Source organism: Amycolatopsis arida (assembly GCF_900115565.1).
Classification (GTDB): Bacteria; Actinomycetota; Actinomycetes; order Mycobacteriales; family Pseudonocardiaceae; genus Yuhushiella; species Yuhushiella arida.
The window spans coordinates 195,399-208,695 of the sequence record NZ_FOWW01000011.1 but is presented as its reverse complement, the minus strand read 5'-3'; the positions used below and the strand labels follow the sequence as shown (position 1 = coordinate 208,695).

Sequence of the window (13,297 nt, the reverse complement as noted above, 5' to 3'; positions counted from 1 at the left end):
CCCCGCCCACCCCGGGGGTCGCCGAGCCGCTCCAGCGTATCGCCGCCCGGGAAGTTGGGACGGTGCGCGCGAAATCTGTGGATCCCTTTCGGGGGATGGGAACAACTCGACGGGTGCACGGCGCCGGGTGTCGCGCCGCGGGCACATCTCGCATCCCCGCTGCGGGTGCATCCCGTGCCGGGGTTACCGCGTCATCGGGTGTTGCGGTCCGCACCTCGTCCCAGGTGTGGTCCCCACCCCGAAGCCTGATTGTGTTGACGGTCGTCGGCACCGTGTCAAGGCGGGAAAGCGTGCCTTGACACGGCACCGCCGACCGCACAGCGGCTTCGGATCGGGGTGGGGAGAGGGAGTGGCTGCAGCCTGCAACCCGTGGGGTGGGGGCGTGCCCCGACCCGGGTGGGAACAGCGGGTGCCTCCGCGCCTCATAGCGTGCCTCGACCCGGGTGGGAACGACGGATGGTGCCCCGCGCTGGGTGAGGCGCGCCTCGTCGAGGTGTTCCTCCGGAGCGGCCTCGCGTCCTGTCGGGAACCTCCGCGGGTGACGGCCGCGCCTCGGTGGAACGCGGGGTGGGTCGGTGGTGTTGCGGTCGCCGGTAGGCTCCCGCGGGTGAGCACACCCGAGGAGTCCGACGACGAGCGCCGCGCGCGGGGCCGCGCGCCCGAGCCACGGCTGCCCGGTGACCCGCCCGCCACGGTCGACCCGCCCACGCCGGTCAACGTCGCGTTCGGCCTGTGGATCGCGTCCGGGCTGGTGATGGTCATCGGCTACCTGGTGGTGCTGATGAACAAGGAAGCGGTGATCGCCGAGCTGGTCCGGCAGACCCGGGACGCGCGGATCACCGAGGAGCAGATCGCCTCCGGCACCACGACCTTCCTCTGGGCGATCTTCATCGGGGCCATGGCGTTCGCCGGGCTGTTCGCGCTGTTCGGCTACAAGGCGCGCGAGGGCACCCGCTCCGCCCGGACCGTCCTCACCGTGCTCGCCGCGGTGACGATCGTCTTCCAGTTCACCCTTTTCGGGCACCGGCTGATCGCTTCGCTGTCGGCGCTGCTGGCGATCATCGCGCTGGTGCTGATGTACCTGCCGAGCGTCCGCGACTACTTCCCCAAGGTGCCGAAGTCGCTGCCGTGAGCGAGACCGTGCTGTACGACGAGCCGGGGTCCGGCGGCGCGCCGCTGCTGTGGGGACCCGGCTTCGCGCTGGCCGGCTTCCTGCTCGAGCTGGCCCTCGGCGGGCCGACGCACGTGGTGGCGTGGGCCGTCATCGGGGTGGGCTTGTTCCTGGCCAGCGCGCTGTGGGTGTACGCCCGGCGGCGGTTCCTCTCCGTGCGGGTGACGGACATGGTCCTGTGGCAGGGGCGCGAGGCGTTGCCGGTGGAACGGATCGCCGAGGTGCGCGACGGGGACCCGCCCGCTCGGGCGAAGCCGCTCGGCGGCGGCTACACCGTGCCGCGCAAGTACCAGGAGGTCCCGCTCACCCTGGACGACGGCCGGGCGGTGCTGGCCTGGGCCCGCGACGCCGAGGCGTTGCGCGCCGCGCTCCGCCGGGCGCTGGACGCGTGGGAAAATCGCCGGCATGAGTGACGTCGCGGGGGCACCCGCCTGGCCAGGGGCCGCGCCCAACCGGGACCGGCTGCACCAGCCGTGGCGGTCGGCCGTCGCGCTGGTGGAGGTCGTGCTCGCCGCGGGGGCCGGGTGGCTGGCCACGGTGTCCTGGTCGACCGCCGTCACCCCGGTGGTCACGCGGCTCGCCGACGGCACCGAGTTGGCGTCCACCCACTACGCGGGCAACTGGGTGGCCATGGCCATCGGCCTGGGCACCCTCGCCGGCCTGCTCGTCATCGACGCCGTGCGGCAGCTCCTGCTCGCCGTCCGCGCGCCGCGCCGCTCGCGGCGCCGGCGCCACCTCAAGAAGAGGGACTGAGCCGCGTCGCCGCCAGACAGCAGCGGACGAAGTCCCGGACCGCCGGGTTCGCGTCGGCGTCCGGTGGCCACGCGACGCCGACCCTGCTGGGGCTGATGCCGGTGACCGGCCGGTAGGCGACGCCGGGCCGGGCGTAGAACCGCGCCGCGGATGCGGGGGCGAGCGCGACGCCGTAGCCGTTGGCGATGGCCTGGAGCCAGGCGTCCGGCTGGTCGGTGACCGCGCCGATCCGCGGCGGGCGGCCGTCGCGCTCGTCGGTGCCCAGCCAGTAGTCGCGCCACCAGCCGGTCTCCGCCGGCGCGGCCACGAACGGCTCGTCCGCCAGCTCCCGAAAGGCGATCTCGGCGCGGGCCGCGAGCGGGTGGGTGGCGGGCAGCGCCACCCACCGCGGCTCGGTGAGCAGCTCCTCGACGCGCAGGGTGTCCTGGCCGGGGAACGGCAACCGCAGCAGCGCGGCGTCGACCTCCCCTTCGGTCAGCCCGGCGGTCGGGTCGGACCACGTCGCCTGCCGCATGTCCACCCGCCAGCCCGGCCGGGCACGGCCGAACCTGGCGATGATGTCGGGGGTCGCCTCGTTGGCCGCGCTGGCGAGGAACCCGACGCGCAGCACCCGCGCCGCCCGGCTCGCCGCGCTCTTCGCCTTCCGCAACGCCTGGTCGCAGATCGCCAGCGGGCCCGGTGCCCGCTCGGCCAGCGCCCGCCCCGCCGCGGTGGGCGCCATTCCAGCGCGGGACCGGGTGAACAGGCGCACCCCGAGCTGGGTCTCCAGGCGGTGGATCTGCTTGGTCAGCGCCGGTTGGGAGACGAAGAGGCGCTGGGCGGCGCGGGTGAGGCTGCCCTCGTCGGCGACCGCGAGGAAGTAGCGCACCAGCCGGGTGTCGACATCCATTCCCCGAGGTTATAGGCGCAGGTATTGGACGCCAGCCGGCCGCTCGGTCAGGGTTGGGTCGTCGATCGTTCGGGCCGAGCTCGGGCCGGGTCGGAAGGGAGCGTCCGGTGTTCGCCGCCTATGTCGTCGTCACGGTGCTGACCGCGGTGGCCAATCTCGCGGCCGCCGTCGCCGACTTCGTCCGTGTCCAGTGGATCCTCGACAACATGTCCCGGTACGGGATCCCGCACTCGTGGATCCTTCCGCTGGGCGTGGCGAAGGCGGTGGGCGCGCTCGGCCTACTGGTGGGCTTCGCCGTCCCGGCGATCGGGGTCGCGGCCGCGGTGGGCCTCGTCGGGTACTTCGTCCGCGCCGTCGGCTCCGTCACGCGCGCTCGCTGCTACGCCGACCTGCGCTACCCGGCGTCGTTCCTCGTGCTGGCCGTCGCCGCGCTCGCCCTGCGCCTCGCCACGCTGTGAACCCGCGGGGCGGCCGGTGATGGCGCCGGTTCAGTCCATGATCGCGCCGCAGGTGATGTTCATCTCCGCGCCGGTGATCGACGCGGCCCGGTCCGAAGCGGCGAACGCGGTGACGTTCCCGACGTCCTCGAGGGTCGCCGCCCTGCCGAGCATGGTCGGCTCCACGAGCATCTCCACGAGCGCGTCCCGGCCCGCGAAGTCCTCGGGAACGCTCTCGGGCACGCCGCCGGTCTTCACCCCGACGACCCGGATGCCGTGCGGGCCGAGCGCGTCCATGCGCTCGGGACCACGGCTCGCCAGGTGCACCTTCGCGCCCTCGCGGGCGAAGCCGAGCGCGACCGCCCGCCCGATCGCACCGGCGCCGTACACGATCGCGTTCTTGTTCCGCAGCAGCATCTCATCCTCCCAGGTCGAGTTCTCGCCGGAACCCGGCGAGCCAGGTTCGCCACGTCGCCTGCTCCCGCGCGGCGGCCCCCGCCGGCGCTCCGTACAACCGGGCCAGCACGTTCGCCGACAGCGGTGCGCCGTCGGCCATCGGGAAGCACGAGATCGCGTACAACCCGGGGCACGGCTCGGCGGCGCGCAGCAGCACGTAGCCCTCGCTGACGTGCTCGGCCGTCCCGGCGAGGTCGGGCGCGCCCGCCGCCGTGCGGAACGCGTCCCCGGGCGCCAGTCCGGCCAGGCCGAGCGAGCCGAGCAGGACGGCGGCCGCCCGAGCCCGGTCCGGCGCGGCAAGGCCGAGGTCGACGCTCGCGTCGAGGTTCGCCACCGGCCGCCCGGCGAAGTGCCGCAGGTACGCCCGCAGGACGGTCAACGACATCCGCCAGCCTTCGGCGGCACCCTCGACGAGGTCCTCCCAGCCGTCGCCGCCGTCCCGGAAGCCGCAGACGACGCGGACGACGCAGTGGCCGCCGCGCTTCGCCTCCACGAGGAACTCGGTCGTCAGCGGCCCGGTGGCCGGCTCGACCGGCTCGTCGTAGGCGAACCGGCGCGGTGGTTCCCATGCCGTCACGACGGCGGTCACGTCGTGGCCGTAGGGCTCGCGGTGGATCACCACCGCGCCGCCCTCGCCCGGTTCGATGTCGGCCGGGAACAGCCAGGCCGCGTGCCCGGGGCCGGTGGCGATCGTGCGCCACACCGCGTCGGGCGTGCCCGGGACCTCGATCTCGTTGTTCCGGAACCGGGTGGACGGATCGGGGGATTCGGCGTCGCTCATCGGAACTCCCCACCGTCCTCTCGTGGCGCACCGGGATCGACACCCTTGGGCACGGGATGGACCGAGAGCGTCAACCGTTGCCAGCGGCCGTCCGGTGCGCGCTCGTCGTGGTACTTCGAGACCAGCCGGTTCACCGCGGTGGTGAGCTCGTCGGCGAACGCGGCCCGGTCGGCCGGCGAGCCGAACCGGATCGCGGCGTCCAACCCGAAGACCGGCAGCCGGGTGCGCCGGCGCGCGGCGTTGCGGGCCATTCCGCCGACCTCGGCGACCACGCGGGCGGCGAGTGCGACGACGTACGCGGCCGACATTCGGTCGGCCGACGGCCGCGGCGTGCTGGCCGCGGCGCCGAGCGCCTCGGGCGAGACGACGTACCCGGCGGCGGTGGCGACCAGTTGGCGTTCGGTCAGCCCGCCCCAGGCGCGGGTGGCCGCGACCTCCACCAGCCCGTGCTTCTCCAGCAGGCGCAGGTGGTAGTTGATCCGCTGCCGGGGCACGCCGAGCCGGCTCGCCAGCGCGGACGCGGAGGCCGGCTCGCGCAGCTCGGCCAGCAGCCTGGCGCGCACCGGGTCCAGCGCGGCCGCGGCCGAAGCCGGGTCCGCGATCACGTCGACGTCTCGCATGCGGTCGAGCGAACCATTGACAAATTAATTTGTCAATCGCCTCGTGCGGTGGCGCCATGGCGCGAGGCCGGCCCGGCTTTCCGCTCCGGGCCGGCCCGTGCCCGGCAGGGGTGGGCCGGTTTGCCAGACTGGAGGTCGTGACACAGCGAGTCGAGCAGTCCCAGGCATGGTTCGAGCGGGCGACCACGGTCACCCCCGGAGGGGTGAACTCGCCGGTGCGCGCCTTCAGCGCGGTGGGGGGCACGCCGCGGTTCATGGTGCGTGGCGAGGGCGCCTACCTGACCGACGCCGACGGCAGTCGCTATGTCGACCTCGTGTCGTCCTGGGGGCCGATGATCCTCGGTCACGCCCACCCGGACGTCGTCGCGGCCGTGCGCGAGGCGGCCACCTCCGGCCTGTCCTTCGGCACCCCCACCACCGGCGAGGTCGAGCTCGCCGAGGAGATCATCGCCAGGGTCGAGCCGGTGGAGCAGATCCGCCTGGTCAACTCCGGCACCGAGGCCACGATGAGCGCCATCCGCCTCGCCCGGGGCCACACCGGTCGCGGCAAGATCATCAAGTTCGCCGGCTGCTACCACGGCCACGTCGACGCCCTGCTCGCCCAGGCCGGCTCCGGCGTCGCCACCCTCGGCCTGCCCACCTCGCCCGGTGTGACCGGCGCGCAGGCCGCCGACACCATCGTCCTGCCCTACAACGACCTCGACGCCGTGCGGCGGGCCTTCGCCGAGAACCCCGACTCCATCGCCGCGATCATCACCGAGGCCGCCCCCGGCAACATGGGCGCCATCCCGCCGCGCCAGGACTTCAACGCCGGCCTGCGCGACCTCGCCCACGAGCACGGCGCCCTGCTGATCGTCGACGAGGTGATGACCGGCTTCCGCGTCTCCGCCAGCGGCTGGTTCGGCGTCGAGGCGGTGCCCGGCGACCTCTACACCTTCGGCAAGGTCATGTCCGGTGGCCTGCCCGCCGCCGCGTTCGGCGGGCGCGCCGAGGTGATGGCCCGGCTCGCCCCGAACGGCCCCGTCTACCAGGCCGGCACGCTCTCCGGCAACCCCGTCGCGGTCGCCGCCGGGCTGGCCACCCTCCGCGCCGCCGACGACGCGGTGTACCGCGCCCTCGACGCCAACTCCCAGCGACTCGGCGCGCTGCTCGGCGAGGCGCTGACCGCCGCCGGCGTCGCGCACACCGTGTCCTACGCCGGCAACCTGCTCAGCGTCTTCTTCACCGAGGCGCCGGTGCACGACTACGCCGGCGCCACCGCCGCCGAGTCCTGGCGGTTCCCCGCGTTCTTCCACGCCCTGCTCGACCACGGCGTCTACGCCCCGCCGAGCGCGTTCGAGGCGTGGTTCGTCAACGCGGCGATGGACGACGCCGCGTTCGAGACCATCGAGGCCGCCCTGCCGCACGCGGCTCGGGCGGCCGCCGCGGCGGAGAGGCCGGCGTGACCACTCGCACCATCGTTCACCTGCTCCGGCACGGCGAGGTGCACAACCCGGACGGTGTGCTCTACGGCCGGCTCGACGGCTACGGCCTGTCCGAGCGCGGCCGGCGGCAGGCACTCACCGTCGCCGAGGCCCTCGCCGGCCACGCGGTCGTGCACGTCGTCGCCTCGCCGCTGCAGCGCGCCCAGGAGACCGCCGCGCCCATCGCCGCGGCCCACCGGCTCGACGTCGCCACCGACGAGCGGCTGATCGAGGCCGCCAACGCGTTCGAGGGGCTGCGGGTCAGCGTCGGCGACGGCGCGCTGCGCCAACCCCGGCACTGGCCGAAGCTGCGCAACCCGCTGCGGCCGTCGTGGGGCGAGCCCTACGTCGAGCTCGCGCACCGGATGCTCGCCGCCGTGCACCGTGCGCGCGAGCGGGCCGCCGGCTACGAGGCGGTGTGCGTCTCGCATCAGCTGCCGATCTGGACGCTGCGCCGCTTCCTCGAGGGCCGCCGGCTGTGGCACCACCCGCGCCGCCGGCAGTGCTCGCTGGCGTCACTGACCAGCCTGGTCTTCGCCGACGAGGAGCTGGTCGACCTCGTCTACTGCGAGCCGGCCGGCGCGACGGACCCGATGGTGACCGGCGCATGAGGCGGGCTCTCGGGCTGGTGCTGGCCGTGCTGCTCGCCGGCACCGCGTGCACCACCGGCGACGACGCGGTGGCCACGGGCAGCAGCTTCGAGTTCGTCTCACCCAACGGCCAGAGCGACATCTACTACGAGGGCGCGGACCGCCAGCCGATCCCCGAGCTGGCCGGCCCTGACCTCTTCGACGAGTCCAAGCGCATCTCGGTGGCCGACTTCGCCGGCAAGGTCGTCGTGATCAACCTCTGGGGCCAGTGGTGCGGTCCGTGCCGCGCCGAGGTGCCGGAGCTGCAGGAGGTGCAGGACCGGCACGGCGACGACGTGCAGGTGCTCGGCATCGACGTCCGCGAGCCGAACCGCCAGCTGCCGCAGGACTTCCTGCGGGCCCGCGGCATCACCTACCCGTCGATCTACGACGAGTCGGGGCGGGTGTTGCTGCCCCTGTCCGGCTACCCGCGCAACATCGTGCCGTCGACGATCGTGGTGGACGAGCGGCAGCGGGTGGCCGCGGTGTTCCTGCGCCCGTTGCTGGCCGAGGACCTCGACCCGCTGATCGAGCGGCTGAAGGCCGAGTCGTAGCGTCCTTCCCGTCCCCACCGACGGTTGCGGTGGCGCGAACCCGGGTAGTGCAGGACCCAGGGACCGACAACGACAGGAGGGGCGATGAAGGAGCACGACATCGTGGCGAAGGTCCGCGAGATCGCCGGCCTGGAGGACAACGACCACGCCGCCGCCGCGACCCGCGCCACCCTGGAGGTTCTCGCCCAGCGACTGGCCGGGCGGGAACCCCACGACCTGGCCGCACAGCTGCCTCCCGCCATCGCCGAGGCGCTCCCGGACACCGGTAGTGGCGAGGAGTTCGGACTCGGGGAGTTCTACCGGCGGGTGGCCGCCGCCGAAGGTCGGGACTGCACCCTCGACGGTGCCCGAGAGCACGCGCGCGCCGTCGTCGCCGTCATCCGGCAGACCGTGACCGAGGGCGAGCTCGACGACCTGGTCGCCCAACTGCCCCAGGAGTACCGCCACGACCTGCTCGCCACCGCCCCGGTCCACGAGCAACGACGAACCTGACCGGAGCCACCGGCGCACGGAGTGCGCCCCGATCAGGCCCGCCACCGTGGTGACGGTCGGGGCACGGTGAGCCGCGTGTCTGGTCGCCGGCGACGGCTCCACGGGCACGAGGCGGCTGGCGGGGTGAGCCGCGCCACTCGCACGTCGCGGTCCTCCGGCGGCCGGTCGACTTGACGAGAACCTCATTCCTTACCCTGATCGGGTGGACACCGTGACCGAGCTGGCGACCTCAGGGCCGCTGTTGCTCGCGGCGGGGGTGGCCCTGCTGGCCGGGGCGATCTCGTTCGCCTCGCCGTGCGTGGTGCCGCTGGTTCCCGGCTACCTCGCCTACCTCGCGGCGCTGGTCGGCGCCGACGCGCCGGCCGTCGACGCCGGCGAGGAGCGCAAGAAGGGCCGCTTCGCCATGGCGGGCGCGGCCGGGCTGTTCGTGCTCGGCTTCACCGTCGTGTTCGTCGCCGGGCTGGGCAGCCTCGTCTGGCTCGCCGATGCCCTGCTCCTCAACGAGGAGTTGCTGCAACGGATCGGCGGGGTGGTCACCATCGCCATGGCGCTGGTCTTCCTCGGCTGGTTCCCGTTCCTGCAGCGGGAGGTCCGCCTCCACCGGGTGCCGCGGCACGGGCTGTGGGGCGCCCCGCTGCTCGGCGCGGTCTTCGGGCTCGGCTGGACCCCGTGCCTCGGCCCGACCCTGGCCGGGGTGATCACCCTCGCCACCGCCAGCGGCGGCAGCGCGGCCCGTGGCTTCCTGCTCCTGCTCGTCTACAGCGTCGGCCTCGGCGTGCCGTTCCTGCTGCTCGCGTTCGGCGCGGGGTGGGCGGTGCGGGCCACCGGCTGGCTGCGCCGCAACGGCGGGAAGGTGCGGATCGCCGGCGGCGCGCTGCTGCTCGTCGTCGGGGTGCTGCTGGTCACCGGCGTGTGGGGCGACTTCGTGGGCTGGCTGCGCAACGGCGTGGTCGCGGACACGGAACTGCCGCTGTGAGCACCACCTACCGCGTCACGCCGGTGCGCAGGGCGCTCGCCTTCGCCCGCAACACCTGGCGCGGACTGACCTCGATGCGCACCGCGCTCATCCTGCTGTTCCTGCTCGCGCTGGCCGCGCTGCCCGGTGCGCTGCTGCCGCAGCGGCAGCTGAACCCGCCCAAGACCGAGGAGTACATCGCCGCGCACGGCTGGTGGGGCCGGCTGCTCGACCGCCTGCAGTTCTTCGACGTCTACTCCAGCGTCTGGTTCTCCGCGATCTACCTGCTGCTGATGGTGTCGCTGGTCGGCTGCCTGACCCCGCGCACGTTCGAGTACGTCCGCGCGATGCGGGCCCGGCCGGTGCTCACCCCGCGCAACCTGTCCCGGATGCCGCACCACCGGCGGGCGATCGCCGACTCGGATCCCGACGCGGTGCTGGCCTCGACCCGGCAGCGGCTGCGCGGCTGGCGGGTGGAGCGGCGGATCGAGCCGGACGGCGCGGTCAGCCTCAGCGCCGAGCGCGGCTACCTGCGGGAGACCGGCAACCTGGTGTTCCACTTCGCCATGCTCGGGCTGATCGTGGCGTTCGCGCTGGGCAAGCTGTACTCCTACGAGGGCCAGGTCATCGTCCGCGCCGACGGGCAGGCCTTCTGCAACGCGGGGATCTACAACTACGACTCCTTCGACCCCGGGCTGCGGGTGGACGGCACCGGGCTGAACCCGTTCTGCGTCCGGGTCAACGGCTTCCGCGCCGAGTTCAGCGAGACCAACCAGCCAGTGCACTACGAGGCCGACCTGGAGTACCAGTCCGGAGCCGACCTGGAGACCGGCACCTGGCGGCCCTACGAGCTCAGGGTCAACGAGCCGCTGCGCACCGCGGGCGACCGGGTCTACCTGCTCGGGCACGGCTACGCGCCGACGTTCACGGTCACCTTCCCGGACGGCAGCGTGCGCACGCAGACGATCCAGTGGCGGCCGACGGACCAGACCACGCTGTTGTCCGAGGGGGCGACGAAGTTCGAGCCGCCGGGGATCACCGACTCGGCGGAGCGGCGGACCCGGCAGCTGGCGATCACCGGGCTGTTCGCGCCGACCAAGTTCCTGCACGGCAGCGTGCTCAGCTCGGCGGGACCCGAGCTGGCCGACCCGGCGGTGGCGGTCGACGTCCTGCGCGGGGACCTCGGCGTCGACTCCGGCCGCGGCCAGTCCATCTTCACCGTCGACCGGTCCATGGTGGACAGTGGCAGGCTGGTCCGGGTGGCCAGGGAGAACCTCGACCTCGGCGAGTCACTGACCCTCGACGACGGCACGAAGGTCGAGTTCTCCGGTGTGGAGCGGTTCGTGTCGCTGCAGGTGTCGCACGACCCCACGCAGGGCTGGGTGCTCGGCTTCGCCGTCGCGATGATGGTCGGTCTGGTGGGGTCGCTGCTGGTCAAGCGGCGCCGGCTGTGGGTACGGGTGCGTCCCGAGGCCGGTTCCGCTAATCTACGACCCGTTGTAGTAGAAGTGGCCGGTCTGGCCCGCACCGACCAGGCCGGATACGGCGAGGAGTTCACCCGACTCGCCGACCAGATCCTCGGCGCCGCGGGCACGCAGGAGAAGGTGGAGATCACCGAGAAAGGGCGCACCTGATGCCGGTCAACGAGACGCTGTCGCAGTACAGCGACTGGTCCTACACCACGGCCGTGGCCATCTACGTGGCTGCGATGGTCTTCTTCCTGGTGGAGCAGTCCTTCGGGCGCAAGGGCCGGCAGGCGGCCCAGCGGACCCGGGAGCGCAGCCGCGAGCTGGTCGGCGCGGGGGCCCCGGTGGAGACCTCGGCGACCGCGCCGGCCGGCCCGCCCCCGGCCACGCCGGCCCGCCCGATCGGCAGGGCCGAGCGGATCGGGCGGATGGGCGTGGCGCTGACCGTGCTGGCCGCGCTGCTGCACCTCGCCTCGCTCGTGCTGCGCGGGTTGGCCACCAGCCGGGTGCCGTGGGGCAACATGTACGAGTACATCTCGGCGGTCTGCCTGGTCGCGGTGGTCACCTGGCTGGTCGTGCTGCGCCGCTCGCCGGTGCGCCACCTCTCGGCGTTCGTGCTGCTGCCGGTGGTGATCCTGATGTTCGTCGGCGGCACGATGCTCTACACCGCGGCCGCACCGGTGCAGCCGGCCCTGCAGTCGTACTGGCTGGTCATCCACGTCTCGGCCGCGGCGGGGGCGTCCGGGATCTTCCTCGTGCCCGGCGTGGCCAGCATCCTGTACCTGGTCCGCACCAGCCACGACAACGACCCGGCGCGCTTCGCCCGGCTCGGTCACCGGCTCCCCGCGGCCGACGTGCTCGACCGAATCGCCTACCGCACCACCGTGTTCGCGTTCCCGGTGTTCACCTTCGGCGTGCTCTGCGGCGCGATCTGGGCGGAGTCGGCGTGGGGCCGGTTCTGGGGCTGGGACCCGAAGGAGACGGTCGCGTTCATCGCGTGGGTCATCTACGCGGCGTATCTGCACTCCCGGGCGACCGCCGGCTGGCGGGGTCGCCGGGCGGCGACCATCAACGTCCTCGGGTTCGCCGCGACCGTGTTCAACCTGTTCTTCGTCAACCTGGTCACCGTCGGGTTGCACTCCTACGCCGGGGTGGGCTGAGTTCGACCCGCGCCGCCGGTGCGGCTACCGTCGGCGGATGACGGGGAGGCGATCGGAGGAGCTGAGAGCGTGACCGGACCCAACGAGGAACCGGCTCCCGGCCACGGCGAGCACCACGAGGACCTGGCGGCCGAGGCGCCCACGCAGTGGCAGCCGGCGCCCGCCGAGGGCCCTCCTCCCGCCGAGCAGCCGGCGCTGTACACCGAGCGGAGCACCGACTCGACACCGCACCCGGCGACGAACCCGCCCCCGCCTCCGGCGACCCAGCCGGGCCGGCACGCCCCACCGGGCCCCGCCGGGCCGTACCCGGGACAGCACCCAGGACAGCAGTACGCCCCGCCCCACTACACCGAGACCACGCCGACCGGCGGGCAGTACCAGGCCGGCTACGACCCCAACCTGCCGCCGCTGGCGCCGCAGCCCGGCGCACCACAGCACGGCATGCCGCAGGGCCAGCCGTACCCGCCGCCACCGCCGATGCCCCAGCCGGGCCAGCAGCCCTACGGCCGGCACGCGCTCACCGGTGGTGCCGACCTGACCTCGGCGCACCTGGTGAAGCGGATGAAGCGGCGGCCGCAGTCCGGGTGGCGCAAGGCGGTGTACACCGTCAGCGGCGGGTTGATCAACCCGGGGGAGAGCCCCGTCGACCGGCGGCGCCGCGAGCTGATCTCCCGGGTGAACCAGCCGCTGCGCGGGTGCTACAAGATCGCGATGCTGAGCCTGAAGGGCGGTGTCGGCAAGACCACGACCACCACCACGCTCGGGTCGACGTTCGCGTCGTTGCGCGGCGACCGGGTGGTGGCCGTCGACGCCAACCCCGACCGCGGCACGCTGTCGCAGAAGATCCCGATCGAGACGACCGCCACCGTGCGGCACCTGCTGCGGGACGCGGACAAGATCACCCGCTACAGCGATGTCCGGTCCTACACGTCACAGGGGGCGAGCCGGCTGGAGATCCTCGCCAGCGAGCAGGACCCGGCGGTGTCCGAGGCGTTCTCCGAGGACGACTACCGGCGCACCATCACCCTGCTGGAGCACTTCTACAACATCGTGCTCACCGACTGCGGGACCGGGCTCATGCACTCGGCCATGAAGGGCGTGCTGGACATCGCCGACGCCCTCGTGGTGGTGTCGTCGGCGTCGGTGGACGGGGCCCGCAGCGCGTCGGCCACGTTGGACTGGCTGGACGCGCACGGCTACGGCGACCTGGTGAAACGCTCGGTAGCGGTGATCAACTCGGTGCGCCCGAAGGCCGGCTCGGTGGACCTGGACAAGCTGGCCGCGCACTTCGCGGCCCGGACCAGCGGCGTCTGCCGGATCCCGTTCGACCCGCACCTCGAGGAGGGCGCGGAGATCGAGCTGGAGCGGCTGCACCCGGACACCCGGCTGGCGCTGCTGGAGCTGGCCGCCACGGTCGCCGACGGCTTCCCGAACGACCGCCCGCTGCGCTGACGGCCCTGCCGGGGAGTGC

Annotated in this window: 16 protein-coding genes; 12 read left to right on the top strand and 4 right to left on the bottom strand. The window is 73.5% G+C overall.

Going from position 1 to position 13,297, the window contains the following annotated elements; translation table 11 throughout:
- The first annotated feature begins 607 nt into the window (after positions 1-607).
- From BM051_RS25585 to BM051_RS25575, 3 genes are read left to right on the top strand one after another with little or no spacing between them, the layout of a single operon-like run.
- On the top strand, positions 608-1,132 hold the full coding sequence (locus tag BM051_RS25585) for a hypothetical protein (protein WP_092535704.1): 525 nt from the start codon (positions 608-610) through the stop codon (positions 1,130-1,132).
- On the top strand, positions 1,129-1,584 hold the full coding sequence (locus BM051_RS25580) for a DUF3093 family protein (protein WP_092535701.1): 456 nt from the start codon (positions 1,129-1,131) through the stop codon (positions 1,582-1,584). Before BM051_RS25585 ends, BM051_RS25580 begins: the two co-directional genes overlap by 4 nt.
- A complete protein-coding gene (locus tag BM051_RS25575; protein WP_092535698.1) occupies positions 1,577-1,924 on the top strand; it encodes a hypothetical protein in 348 nt (115 codons plus the stop codon). Before BM051_RS25580 ends, BM051_RS25575 begins: the two co-directional genes overlap by 8 nt.
- Here the strand turns inward: BM051_RS25575 and BM051_RS25570 are convergent.
- Entirely contained in the window at positions 1,908-2,813 is a 906-nt protein-coding gene (locus BM051_RS25570) for a LysR family transcriptional regulator (protein ID WP_092535694.1), read from the bottom strand. The two genes, BM051_RS25575 and BM051_RS25570, sit on opposite strands and share 17 nt — an antisense overlap.
- A 107-nt stretch (positions 2,814-2,920) precedes the next feature.
- Between BM051_RS25570 and BM051_RS25565 the strand changes: the two genes are divergently transcribed.
- Positions 2,921-3,271: a DoxX family protein gene (locus BM051_RS25565; RefSeq protein ID WP_092535691.1), complete on the top strand. Its 351-nt coding sequence runs from the start codon at positions 2,921-2,923 to the stop codon at positions 3,269-3,271.
- Positions 3,272-3,301: 30 nt separating this feature from the next.
- Here BM051_RS25565 and BM051_RS25560 read toward each other — a convergent pair whose 3' ends face one another.
- Genes BM051_RS25560 through BM051_RS25550 form a run of 3 tightly spaced genes read right to left on the bottom strand, consistent with a single transcriptional unit; the run spans position 3,302 to position 5,107 of the window.
- Entirely contained in the window at positions 3,302-3,667 is a 366-nt protein-coding gene (locus tag BM051_RS25560) for an SDR family oxidoreductase (protein ID WP_092535688.1), read from the bottom strand.
- 1 nt (position 3,668) lies between these two features.
- Positions 3,669-4,487, bottom strand: a complete 819-nt coding sequence (locus tag BM051_RS25555; protein WP_092535685.1) for an SRPBCC family protein — start codon at positions 4,485-4,487, stop codon at positions 3,669-3,671.
- On the bottom strand, positions 4,484-5,107 hold the full coding sequence (locus tag BM051_RS25550; RefSeq protein WP_092535682.1) for a winged helix-turn-helix domain-containing protein: 624 nt from the start codon (positions 5,105-5,107) through the stop codon (positions 4,484-4,486). The genes BM051_RS25555 and BM051_RS25550 overlap by 4 nt, the downstream gene beginning before the upstream one ends.
- Before the next feature lie 137 nt (positions 5,108-5,244).
- Here BM051_RS25550 and hemL point away from each other — a divergent pair, with 137 nt between their 5' ends.
- The 8 genes from hemL (at position 5,245) to BM051_RS25510 (ending at position 13,278) form a co-directional block, all read left to right on the top strand.
- Positions 5,245-6,552, top strand: coding sequence for a glutamate-1-semialdehyde 2,1-aminomutase (gene hemL / locus BM051_RS25545; protein ID WP_092535679.1), 1,308 nt, complete (start codon positions 5,245-5,247; stop codon positions 6,550-6,552).
- Positions 6,549-7,181, top strand: a complete 633-nt coding sequence (locus tag BM051_RS25540) for a histidine phosphatase family protein (RefSeq protein ID WP_092535676.1) — start codon at positions 6,549-6,551, stop codon at positions 7,179-7,181. Before hemL ends, BM051_RS25540 begins: the two co-directional genes overlap by 4 nt.
- Complete coding sequence (locus BM051_RS25535) at positions 7,178-7,753, top strand: TlpA family protein disulfide reductase (protein ID WP_092535673.1); 576 nt, start codon at positions 7,178-7,180, stop codon at positions 7,751-7,753. Before BM051_RS25540 ends, BM051_RS25535 begins: the two co-directional genes overlap by 4 nt.
- 84 nt (positions 7,754-7,837) lie before the next feature.
- Entirely contained in the window at positions 7,838-8,245 is a 408-nt protein-coding gene (locus tag BM051_RS25530) for a DUF2267 domain-containing protein (RefSeq protein WP_092535670.1), read from the top strand.
- A gap of 202 nt (positions 8,246-8,447) precedes the next feature.
- Entirely contained in the window at positions 8,448-9,221 is a 774-nt protein-coding gene (locus BM051_RS25525) for a cytochrome c biogenesis CcdA family protein (RefSeq protein WP_092535667.1), read from the top strand.
- Complete coding sequence (gene resB / locus BM051_RS25520; RefSeq protein ID WP_243859799.1) at positions 9,218-10,834, top strand: cytochrome c biogenesis protein ResB; 1,617 nt, start codon at positions 9,218-9,220, stop codon at positions 10,832-10,834. Before BM051_RS25525 ends, resB begins: the two co-directional genes overlap by 4 nt.
- Positions 10,834-11,826: a c-type cytochrome biogenesis protein CcsB gene (gene ccsB, locus BM051_RS25515; protein WP_092535664.1), complete on the top strand. Its 993-nt coding sequence runs from the start codon at positions 10,834-10,836 to the stop codon at positions 11,824-11,826. The genes resB and ccsB overlap by 1 nt, the downstream gene beginning before the upstream one ends.
- 69 nt (positions 11,827-11,895) lie before the next feature.
- A complete protein-coding gene (locus BM051_RS25510; protein WP_092535661.1) occupies positions 11,896-13,278 on the top strand; it encodes a MinD/ParA family ATP-binding protein in 1,383 nt (460 codons plus the stop codon).
- Positions 13,279-13,297 lie beyond the last annotated feature (19 nt).